Consider the following 10,568-nt stretch of genomic DNA (forward strand, 5'->3'; position numbering starts at 1 on the left):
GGCGAGGGCCGCCTTCACGCCGGGATCGTCCATGTCCTCCAGCGCCACCAGCGCGGCGAGGCCGATGTCCTCGCGCTCGGCCACGGCCAGCGCCTTCTCCGGGTCTCCGGAACGGACGGCGAGGAAGAGGTCGTCGTCGGACAGCGCGCGGCAATGGGTCAGCACCGGCCGCGCCACGGCGCCGACGTCGGCGGCGAGCCGCCGCGCGACGATGGCCGGTGTCTGCCTGTGCCGGGCGAGCTTGGCGGCGACGAGGGCGCGGTCCGCCTCGCTCGCCTTCGGCAGGAGGTTCACCACGAGCTCGCCGAACCGCGTCACTTCCGCGGCGGGATGGGTGGTTTCGGCAACGAACTGGTCGACGATGACGCGCAGCAGGGTCGGCCTGACGTCGATGCCGTTCGACCGGGCGAGGCCGATCAATCGCTGGACGCTGGGAAGGCTCTGGGACGACATGAAGGGCGGCGACCGGAGGCGGATGGACGGTGGCCGACAATACGAACGAACTCGTTAGCGTTCCGTTAGTGGAAAGACCGCGTTAACGATTGGGGCCGTCCTGCAGCGCCGCATCGTCCGGCCAGGGATAGAGCCGGCTGCCGGTGAAATGCGGTCCGGGCGCATGGCGGAGCACGGCCGGCGCGCCGCCGGGAAGCCCGTCGCCGGGGTCGCGGCGGCTCTCCAGAAGCAGGGCGGCGGAGGGATGGGCGGAGGTGCCGGTCGGCGCCGGTCGGGTGCGGGTAAGGAGCCGCGCCCGCTCGATGCCCCAGCCCGCGAGCAGCGGCTGCCCGCCGCCCTGGAGCCAGGCGGCGACGGCCTCGAGCGCGCCGTCCGCTCCCTCGAAGCGCAGCACCGTCAGCCAGTCGGCGGCGAGCGGTTCGGCGGCGCCGCCGCCGGGAACGCCGACATAGGGCGTGCGGATGCTGGCAAGCCCCACCATGAACGGCGGCAGGTGCGGATCGGCGGCCGCGACGCGCCGGTAGCGGGCGAAGGCCGGGCTCTCGAACACCGACCAGCCCGGTGCCTGGTAGACGTCGACGATCCCGAGCCTCCCGCGCACCGCCCGGTAGGAGGTGCAGGTGGTGAAGCCCGCCTCGTAGAGATGGGGCGCGTGGACGTTGGCGTACCAGTCGCGGAAGGTCGGAAGCCCGCCGTCCGGCAGATCGATCTCGACCACGTAGGTCATCGGCTCTTCGGCGGGCGGCTGCGCGGTCATGGCGGGGTCCGGGGTGCGGGGCTCCGTCCGATCGGGCCTGCCCGGGGACGGCCGGTCAAGCGGGCAGGGGGCGGGGCAGCCGTGCCGGACGGGAAGGCGGCGGCGGGTAACCGGTCGTTAACCATGAGCGCTGTTAAGTCGGGCTTGCGCGTCGGCGGATTGTCGCCGGGCATGGCCGCATTGGAGGGCAGCGCAAAGGGAGGTTTCGATGGGTGCAGTGCTTCGCTTTCCGCTCGAACGACGGCGCATGCTGCGCCCGGCAGACGACGTACCGGGGGCAAGCGGCCAGATCCTGTTGCTGCCGGTGGTGCGCGTCGAGCGCCACGACCTTCCCGCGCCGCCGGTCCTGACCGTCGATCCGCCCCTGCGTGGCGGCGACCGGCCGAAGCGCGGGCGCAGGAGCGCCTGACCCGATCCCGAGAACGGGCCGCCCCATCAGACGGAAGGCTCGGCATGCCCCTGGCGCGCCCGCACCGACAGCCGGCCATCGCCGGGCTCGCCCTCGCCGCGGCGGCGCTCCTCCTCGCCGCCTGCGCGCCGCAGGGCGACCTCGGCCGACCCGCGCCCAACGTCCTCAACGACGAGATCATGCCCTGGGCCGGCGCCCATGCCGCCCGCTACCGCGAGGAGCCGGTCTCCGGCTACGCCTTCACCGACGCCGAGCGCGAGATGCGGCAGATGGGCTACGGCCTGATGATGCCGACCCATCCCCTCGACCGCTGGAACCAGTTCTGGGCCGAGCTCCGGCGCACCCGCATCGGCGATCCCGTCAGCTACGATCCCGATCCGCGCGGCTATTGCCGCACCCTCGAACGCGAGGCCTACCGCTCCTCGAAGGCGCGCTTCATCCGCATGACCGACGACATGCGCGCCGACCGCCAGCGCATCCGCCCCTTCTGCGAGAAGGCGCGCGAGGTGATGGAGGCCGACCGGGTCCGCGAGGGGGCGCTCGGCCATATCCCGACGCTGACGCCGGTGCAGGTGCGCTCGGCCCGCGACCGCATCGCCGAGAACCGCACCATCGTCGCCTGGGTGCGCCACGGCCTGCGCCAGCACGCGGACGCCTATCGCTGCGCCCTCAACACCCAGATCGTCGCGACCCCCGAGCACGAGGCGGTCATGGCCGAGCGCGAGCTGCGCGGCCTCGAGGAGGACATCCGCGACTTCGAGCGGCTCTGCGCCGGGGCGCCGGCACGCGGGTCGGTCGGGGTCGAACAGGCCCCGCCCCGCTTCTTTCCACGCTCGCCGCCGCCGGAAGAGGTCATCATCAGCAAGTAGGGGCGGCCGTCACTGCGTCGCGGGCGCCTGTTCCGGCGTCAGGATCTCGCACAGGGACTGCGCCGCGAGCTGCTCCCGGACGATCGGCGCGAGGCTCGGCTGCACCGCCAGCGCCCGGATCAGCACGAAGCCCTCGGTGGTCGGCGAGACGAGGATGAGGTTGTCGGCCGCCGTCTCGTCCTCGTCGGTGGAGAGTTCGCGCCGTTGCGCCTGCGTCACCACGAAGAGGTCGAGGGTGCGCCGGGTCGCAGCCCGGTCGTTGATGGCGCCGAAGGCGATGCCGGTGGCGGTGTACAGGGCGATGGCGGTGTAATGCGGCGTCACCGGCGCCCGGACGTGCAGCGGCCCGGCCGAGAGGTCGAAACGGCAGATCGCCGTCTCGAAGGCGGGGTCGGCGAGCGGCAGCGCCACCGAGCCGCGCCCCGACAGCGTCGTCAGTCTGTTCACCTCTGTGACGCCGGACAGGCGGGCGCGGGCATCGTCGGGGGCAAGGCGGGGCAGGGCAAAGACCGAGAGGATGTGCACCGCAACGCCGAGCAGCAGCCCGGCAACGAGCCATGGCAGGACCCCGAGGAGGCGGCGCAGCGGCCGCGCGGCGATGCCGGCGAGGCGCATCATGGGCAGCTCACCCGGCTGATGGACGGCAGCACCGTGGCGGCGGAAATGGTGGTGGCCACCGGCGTATCGTAGAGCCGGAGGATCAGGCGCATGTCCGGCACGCCGCCTGACGGCAGCCAATTGCCGGCCCGCGCCTCCGGCGCCACGACGACGTCGGTCGGCGCGTCGGCCTGCCGCACGATCTCGTAGCTGGTGAAGCCCTGGCGCAGGCCCTCTTCCACCACCGGTGCGAAATCGGCCCGTGCCGCCGACAGCGTCCAGAACCGGGCCGGCGGCACGCTGCCGGTGATGCGATAGGTGCAGCGCCCGTCGATGGCGGCGCCGCTGCTGTCCTGATCGGCGACGAGGGCGAGGCCGTCGGCGAGCGCCAGCGGCAGCGTGCCGAGCCTGGCCGTCACCGCCCGGGCATAGGGATCGGCCTCGGGCGTGCCGGCCTTGGGGGTCGCGAGCCAGGGACCGATGCGCAGCGTGCCCGCGCCTGTGCTGCGGCCGACTGACAGGGCGGTGAGCCCCAGGCCCGTCACCGCCCCGATGCCGAGCGCCAGGAGGAGGCCGGGGAGCGCGCGCATGTCAGCGATGATCCTTCACCACGGGCCCGCCGGTCAGCGCAGCACCGATCCCGCCGGCCGCGCCGACAGGGGACCGGTGCGCAGGGTGTCGGCGGCATCCCGCAGGAGGCCGTCGATCCGGCCGAGGACCTCGACCGAGGACCGCGACAGGATCTGCGGCCGGTCCGGCACGCCGGCGAGCGGCACCTGCGTGCCGGCGGGAACGCCCGGCACCGGCTGCGGAGCGCCGGTGAGGCCGAAGATCGGCTTGCGGTCGAGGCCCTGGTGGGCTGCCGTCATGATCTGCGAGAAGGTCATGGCCGGCAGCGAGCCGCCCGTCATGCGGTTGGTGGAGGAATAGTCGTCGTTGCCGTACCAGACGCCCGTGACGAACTGGCCCGAATAGCCGACGAACAGCGCATCGCGATAGGAGTTGGTGGTGCCGGTCTTGCCGCCCACCTGCACACCCTGCACCTGCGCCCGCCGGCCGGTGCCCGATTCGACGACGCCGACCATGATGGCGTTCATGTCCACCGCGACGGTCTGGGGGAAGACCCGGCGGCGCTGTGGCATGTCGCGGTCGGCGCGCCAGACGAGCTCGCCGGAGGAGTTGCGGATCTCGACGGCGGCGTGGGGCTGCACGCTGAGGCCTCCCGAGGCGAAGGTGGCGTAGGACGTGGTGAGCTCGACCAGCGTCACCTCGGCCGCGCCGATGGGCAGCGGGGCGGAATCCGTCAGCGGGCGGGTGATGCCCATCTCCCGCGCCGTGGCGATGATCTTCTGTCGGCCGACGCGGCTGTCGCCGCGGCCCATCTGCTGGGTGAGGATGACCGGGATCGAGTTGATCGAGCGCACCAGCGCCGAGGTGACCGTGGTCGCGCCCGAGAAGCTGCGGCCGTAGTTCTGCGGGCACCAGTTGCCGAGACAGATGGGACGGTCGACCACCACGGAGCGGCCGTTGATCAGCCCCTCGCGCATCGCCGTGCCGTAGACGATCGGCTTGAAGGACGAGCCCGGCTGGCGCATGGCCTCGGTGGCGCGGTTGAACTGGCTGGCGCCATAGTCGCGTCCGCCGACGATGGCGCGCACCGTGCCGTCCACCTCCATCACCACCGCCGCCGCCTGGCTGGCCCCGTAGTCCGAGCCGTACTGGCGGATGATCGATTCCACCGAGAGCTCGGCCTGCTTCTGGATGGTGAGGTCGAGGCCCGTGCGCACGGTCAGCACCCGGTCCACCAGCGAGGGCGTCGCTGCCACCAGCCGCTTCACGTCCTCGAAGGCGTAGTCCAGATAGTAGTTCGGCACCGCCTCGTCCTGGCGGTCCACGGGGGTCGCCGGATTGCGCCGTGCGCCGAACACCTGGCCCTCGGTCATGAAGCCGGCCTCGACCAGGTTGTCGAGCACGGTGTTGGCCCGGGCGCGGGCCGCCGGCAGGTTGACGTGGGGGGCAAAGCGCGTCGGCGCCTTGAACAGGCCGGCGAGGAGCGCGGCCTCGGCGAGGGTCACATCGCGCACCGACTTGCCGAAATAGTATTCCGAGGCCGCCTCGGCCCCGAAGGCGCCGCCGCCCATGTAGGCGCGGTCGAGATAGGTCTTGAGGATCTCGTTCTTGGTCGCCCGCGATTCCAGCCACAGCGCCAGGAAGGCTTCCTTGATCTTGCGCTCGATGGAGCGCTCGTTGGTGAGGAAGAGGTTCTTGGCGAGCTGCTGGGTCAGGGTCGAGCCGCCCTGCACGACGCCGCCGGCGCGGGCATTGGTGGCGATGGCGCGCAGCGTGCCGATCAGGTCGATGCCGTAGTGCTCGTAGAAGCGGCGGTCCTCGGTGGCGAGCACCGCCTTGATCAGGTGGTCGGGAAACTCCTCGAGCGGCACCGAATCGTTGTGGCGGATGCCGCGGCGGCCGACCTCGTTGCCGTAGCGGTCCTGGAAGACGACGGAGAGCTCGGAGCGCTTGCGCCAGTCGTCCTCGGTCTCGCGGAAGGCCGGCATGGCGAGCATGAGCAGCACCACGAGGCCGCCGGTGCCGAGCGTCATGCCCTCCGAGGCGATCTCCGCCCCGACGCGCTTCCAGCCGTAGACCTGCACCCGGTCGGCGAGGTCGGCGAGCCTCTCCCAGCCGCGACCGATCGCCCCGGCGAGGCGCCAGGCCCCGTCGTTCAACCGGGCGTCGAGGTCGAGGAGGACGCGCTTCAGGGCGCTGCCCCACCCGCCGCTGGGAGTGAGATCGCTCAAGCCGGGCACCCCTTTCGGGCAAGCTCTTGACGATTGGCTTACCATATCGGAGATCGGCGGGGCGAGCCAACGGCGCCGCACTGCGTCCACCATTCTCTGCCAACAGGGTTACCGGGCGCCCCTCCCATCCTTCCGCGCCGCCGCCAGGAGAGCCCCGCCGATGGTCGACGACGTTGCAGGCGAGGCCGCGCCCTTCTGGCGGGTGAAGCCGCTGGAGGCCATGAGCGGGGCGGAGTGGGAGAGCCTGTGCGACGGCTGCGCCCGCTGCTGCCTCAACAAGCTCGAGGACGAGGACACCGGCGAGATCCACTTCACCTCCGTCGCCTGCACCCTGCTCGATGGCGAGGCCTGCCGCTGCCGCGATTACCCGAACCGGCAGGAGAAGGTGCCGGACTGTGTGCGCCTGACCCCGGAGGAGGTGCGCTCGCTCTCCTGGCTGCCGCCGACCTGCGCCTACCGCCTCGTCGCCGAGGGCCGCGACCTCTACTGGTGGCATCCTCTGGTCTCGGGCGATCAGGACACGGTCCATGCCGCCGGCGTCTCGGTGCGTGGCCGCATCACCGCCTGGGAGCATGATCTGACCGAGTTGCAGGAGCTCGAGCACCATCTGGCCGAATGGCCGAATCAGGATGTCGCCGCCGCCGGGTCATGATGGATTCCGCCAGCCTTGAGGGGAGGAAACCGCCATGACTGACGAGACGCCGGGCTACGTCGATCCGACCAAGGAGCGCTTCGCCCTGTTCAGGGACCTGCCGCGCGACCAGCCGGTTCACATGCTCAATCTCGTGAAGCTGAAGCCCGCCGCCACCTACGAGGACGGCCGGGCCGCCACCGGCCGCGAGGCCTATGCCGCCTATGGCCGCGACAGCGGCCCGGTCTTCCGCCGCCTCGGCGGCCGCATCGTCTGGTCGGGCCGGCCGGACCTCACGCTGATCGGGCCGGAGGCGGAGGCATGGGACATCGCCTTCATCGCCGAATATCCGTCGGGGCAGGCCTTCATCGACATGATCCGCGACCCCGTCTACCGCGAGGCGGTGAAGCACCGGCAGGCGGCGGTTTCCACCTCCCGCCTCATCCGCATGGCGCCCGGCAAGCCCGGCGAGGGCTTCGGCGAGGAGGCGTGAGGGGGGCCAATCGCTCGTCCCGGCCTTTTCGACTGCGGCGCTGCCTCCCTTCCTTCACGCCGCCCGGCGACGCGCCTTCACCGGCGCTGCCGGCGCGGGCTTGTGGTCGCCGAGCTCCTCGATGATCGGGCAGGCGCTGCGCTTGCCCGTCTCGCAGGAGCCGATCAGCGTCTTCAGCGTGCCGATCATGGCCTCGAGCTTGCGGGCCTGCTCCTCCATGTCCTTCAGGTGGGTGCGGGCGATCGCCCTGACGTCGGCATTGGACCGGCCGGTATCCGTCCAGAGCGCCAGAAGCGAGCGGATCTGCTCGATGGAGAAGCCGAGGTCGCGGGCCCGCCGGACGAAGGAGAGGCGGTGGACGTCCTCTTCGCCGTAGTCGCGGTAGCCGCTGTCGCGCCGGCCCGCCGCGGGCAGCAGCAGGATGGATTCGTAGTAGCGGATCATCTTGGCGGAGACGCCCGAGGCGGCCGCGGCCTGTCCGATGTTCATGGCGGTCTCCCTCGCGGTGGCTCTGGATCAATGCGGGGCGCTGCGGGTTCGGTTCATGAGATGATGACGCCCGCTTGACCTTCCAATGATGGGAAGGATTACAGCTCGCCGCAAGAGTGAAGGAGACCGGTCATGACCGTTCACGATTCCAAGGCGTCAGGCGGCTGCTGCGGCGGCAAGGGCCACGACCACGCCCATCACGACCATGCCCAGCACGGTCACGGCCATCCGGCGCCGGCCGACGGCAAGGTGATCGACCCCGTCTGCGGCATGACGGTCGACCCGGCGACCACGCCGCACAAGACCACCCTGCACGGCGTCGAGCATTATTTCTGCTCCGCCGGCTGCGTGACCAAGTTCCGCGCCGACCCGCAGCGCTACCTCGACCCGGCGAGTGCGCCGCCGGCCGAGCCGGTGCCGGAAGGCACGATGTTCACCTGCCCGATGCACCTGGAGATCCAGCAGATCGGCCCCGGCACCTGCCCCATCTGCGGCATGGCGCTGGAGCCGATGATGGTGACGGCCGATGCCGGCCCGAACGAGGAGCTCATCGACATGACCCGGCGCTTCCGGGCGGGCCTCGTGCTCGCCCTGCCGGTCTTCGTGCTGGAGATGGGTGGCCATCTCTTCGGCTGGAACCCGCTGCCGCACGGCTGGTCGAGCTGGGTGCAGCTCGTGCTCGCCACGCCGGTCGTACTCTGGGCCGGCTGGCCCTTCTTCGTCCGCGGCTGGCAGTCGGTGGTCACCGGCCACCTCAACATGTTCACCCTGATCGCCATCGGCACAGGCGTCGCCTGGATCTATTCGGTGGTGGCGACGCTCGCCCCCGGCCTCTTCCCCGCCGCCTTCCGCGACCATCACGGCGAGGTCGCGGTCTATTTCGAGGCGGCGGCGGTGATCACCGTGCTCGTCCTCCTCGGCCAGGTTCTGGAGCTGAGGGCCCGCGACGCCACCTCGGGCGCCATCCGCGCGCTCCTCGACCTCGCCCCGAAGACCGCCCGCCGCATCGCCGCCGACGGCAGCGAGGCCGAGGTGCCGCTGGAGGACATCCAGGTCGGCGACCGGCTGCGCGTCAGGCCCGGCGAGAAGGTGCCGGTGGACGGGAAGGTGATCGAGGGCCGCTCCGCGGTCGACGAGAGCATGGTGACCGGCGAGAGCATGCCGGTGACCAAGGATGTCGGCGACCCCGCCATCGGCGGCACGCTGAACCGCTCCGGCGGCCTGGTCATCGCCGCCGAGAAGGTCGGCCGCGACACGCTGCTCGCCCAGATCGTCCAGATGGTCGCCACCGCCCAGCGGTCACGGGCCCCGATCCAGCGCCTCGCCGACAAGGTTGCCGGCTGGTTCGTTCCGGTGGTCCTCGCCGTCGCGGTGCTGGCCTTCGCCGCCTGGGCGCTGTTCGGCCCGCCGCCCCAGCTCGCCTTCGCCCTGGTGGCGGCAGTGTCGGTGCTGATCATCGCCTGCCCCTGCGCCCTCGGCCTTGCCACGCCCATGTCGATCATGGTCGGCGTCGGCCGCGGCGCCGAGGCCGGCGTGCTGATCCGCGACGCCGCGGCGCTGGAGCGGATGGAGGCGGTCGACACGCTCATCATCGACAAGACCGGCACCCTCACCGAGGGCCGGCCGGCGGTGACGGCCATCGTCCCCGCCGACGGCTTCACCGAGGACGAGGTGCTGCGCCTCGCCGCCGCCGTCGAGAAGCCGTCCGAGCACCCGCTGGCGGAGGCGGTGGTCCGCGAGGCCGAGGCCCGCTCCATCACCATCCCCAGGGTGCTGGGCTTCGACTCGCCTGCCGGCAAGGGCGCCTACGGCATGGTGGAGAGGAAGCGCGTCACCCTCGGCTCCGCCGCCTTCCTGCAGGATCTTTCCATCGACGTCGCAGGCCTCGCCCCGCTCGCCGACGAGCTGCGCCGCGACGGGGCCACGGTCATTTTCGCGGCGGTCAACGGCAAGCTCGCCGGCATCATCGCCATTGCCGACCCCGTGAAGGAGACGACCCCGGCGGCCCTGAAGGCCTTGGCGGCGGAGGGCATCCGCATCGTCATGCTGACCGGCGACAACCGCATCACCGCCGAGGCCGTGGCGCGCCAGCTCGGCATCGCCGCGGTGGAGGCCGACGTCCTCCCCGATGGCAAGGCGGCGGTGGTGGAGCGCTACAGGGCCGAAGGCCGCGTCGTCGCCATGGCCGGCGACGGCGTCAACGACGCCCCGGCGCTGGCCGCCGCCGATGTCGGCATCGCCATGGGCACCGGGACCGACGTCGCCATGGAGAGCGCCGGCATCACCCTGGTGAAGGGCGATCTCCTCGGCCTCGTCCGGGCCCGGCGGCTCTCCGAGGCGACCATGTCGAACATCCGGCAGAACCTCGTCTTCGCCTTCGCCTACAACGCCCTCGGCGTGCCGGTGGCGGCGGGCCTGCTCTATCCGGCCTTCGGGCTGCTGCTCTCGCCGATGATCGCGGCGGCGGCCATGTCGCTCTCCTCGGTCAGCGTCATCGGCAATGCGCTCCGGCTCAGGGCGGTGCGGCTCGACGGATAGGAGGCATCACGGCGCCGTGACGGAACTATCCAGGGGCGCCTCAGTTGTTCTCCCGTCAGTTCCAAACACCGAGGAGAATTCCGATGGGTAGCACCGGCGACAAGATCAAGGGCATGGCCAACGAGGCCATGGGCAACGCCAAGCAGGGCGTCGGCAAGGCCCTCGATAACAAGGAAATGCAGGCCAAGGGCAAGGTCCAGGAGGTCAAGGGCGAGGCCCAGCAGGCCAAGGGCGACGCCAAGGACGCCGTGAAGAACGTCGTCGACAAGGCCTGAGGCCCAACGGAAAATAAATCGATACTGAGAAAATAAGCCTTGACAGCGTAACGCTGGTCGGCTAGGTTTTGGTCATGTTCGACAATTGCGCCCGGCGGGGGAAACCCCGGCCGGGCGTCTTTGTTTCGCCGCCCGACGGAGACCGCCGTGACTGTTCCCAACCGCTCAAGTCCGGAAACGGCGGCCGTCGCCCCTCCCGCGGCCCGCCGCGGCGCCGCGGCACCGGAGGCGGCGACGCTTTCGGCCAGGGCGCATC

Annotated in this window: 11 protein-coding genes and 1 pseudogene; 6 read left to right on the forward strand and 6 right to left on the reverse strand. The window is 71.3% G+C overall.

Translation table 11 applies throughout. The features are described 5' to 3' along the window. A pseudogene (locus ACT6XY_RS20950) lies at window positions 1–453 on the reverse strand (hypothetical protein); the annotation flags it as partial. Between the two features lie 82 nt (window positions 454–535). Next, window positions 536–1,210: a hypothetical protein gene (locus ACT6XY_RS20955; protein WP_444750248.1), complete on the reverse strand. Its 675-nt coding sequence runs from the start codon at window positions 1,208–1,210 to the stop codon at window positions 536–538. Between the two features lie 208 nt (window positions 1,211–1,418). On the opposite strand from ACT6XY_RS20955, the gene ACT6XY_RS20960 reads away from it, so the two are divergent. After that, window positions 1,419–1,619, forward strand: coding sequence for a hypothetical protein (locus ACT6XY_RS20960; RefSeq protein ID WP_444750249.1), 201 nt, complete (start codon window positions 1,419–1,421; stop codon window positions 1,617–1,619). 44 nt (window positions 1,620–1,663) lie between these two features. After that, window positions 1,664–2,488, forward strand: a complete 825-nt coding sequence (locus ACT6XY_RS20965) for a hypothetical protein (RefSeq protein WP_444750250.1) — start codon at window positions 1,664–1,666, stop codon at window positions 2,486–2,488. A gap of 9 nt (window positions 2,489–2,497) precedes the next feature. On the opposite strand, the gene ACT6XY_RS20970 is transcribed toward ACT6XY_RS20965, so the two are convergent. Genes ACT6XY_RS20970 through ACT6XY_RS20980 form a run of 3 tightly spaced genes read right to left on the reverse strand, consistent with a single transcriptional unit; the run spans window position 2,498 to window position 5,886 of the window. Further along, window positions 2,498–3,106 (reverse strand): DUF1254 domain-containing protein, encoded by a 609-nt coding sequence (locus tag ACT6XY_RS20970; RefSeq protein WP_444750251.1) that lies wholly within the window; start codon window positions 3,104–3,106, stop codon window positions 2,498–2,500. After that, complete coding sequence (locus ACT6XY_RS20975; protein WP_444750252.1) at window positions 3,103–3,675, reverse strand: DUF1214 domain-containing protein; 573 nt, start codon at window positions 3,673–3,675, stop codon at window positions 3,103–3,105. Before ACT6XY_RS20975 ends, ACT6XY_RS20970 begins: the two co-directional genes overlap by 4 nt. Window positions 3,676–3,708: 33 nt before the next feature. After that, entirely contained in the window at window positions 3,709–5,886 is a 2,178-nt protein-coding gene (locus ACT6XY_RS20980) for a transglycosylase domain-containing protein (protein ID WP_444750253.1), read from the reverse strand. Between the two features lie 160 nt (window positions 5,887–6,046). Here ACT6XY_RS20980 and ACT6XY_RS20985 point away from each other — a divergent pair, with 160 nt between their 5' ends. After that, window positions 6,047–6,538, forward strand: coding sequence for a YcgN family cysteine cluster protein (locus ACT6XY_RS20985; RefSeq protein ID WP_444750254.1), 492 nt, complete (start codon window positions 6,047–6,049; stop codon window positions 6,536–6,538). Between the two features lie 34 nt (window positions 6,539–6,572). Next, window positions 6,573–7,010, forward strand: a complete 438-nt coding sequence (locus ACT6XY_RS20990) for a DUF1330 domain-containing protein (RefSeq protein ID WP_444750255.1) — start codon at window positions 6,573–6,575, stop codon at window positions 7,008–7,010. A 54-nt stretch (window positions 7,011–7,064) separates the two neighbouring features. On the opposite strand, the gene ACT6XY_RS20995 is transcribed toward ACT6XY_RS20990, so the two are convergent. Then, window positions 7,065–7,499, reverse strand: a complete 435-nt coding sequence (locus tag ACT6XY_RS20995; protein WP_444750256.1) for a MerR family DNA-binding protein — start codon at window positions 7,497–7,499, stop codon at window positions 7,065–7,067. Window positions 7,500–7,631: 132 nt separating this feature from the next. On the opposite strand from ACT6XY_RS20995, the gene ACT6XY_RS21000 reads away from it, so the two are divergent. Further along, a complete protein-coding gene (locus ACT6XY_RS21000) occupies window positions 7,632–10,037 on the forward strand; it encodes a heavy metal translocating P-type ATPase (protein WP_444750257.1) in 2,406 nt (801 codons plus the stop codon). Window positions 10,038–10,120: 83 nt separating this feature from the next. Continuing rightward, window positions 10,121–10,312, forward strand: coding sequence for a CsbD family protein (locus ACT6XY_RS21005; protein ID WP_444750258.1), 192 nt, complete (start codon window positions 10,121–10,123; stop codon window positions 10,310–10,312). The last annotated feature ends 256 nt before the right edge of the window (window positions 10,313–10,568 follow it).

Source organism: Phreatobacter sp. (genome assembly GCF_052440005.1).
Lineage (GTDB): Bacteria > Pseudomonadota > Alphaproteobacteria > Rhizobiales > Phreatobacteraceae > Phreatobacter.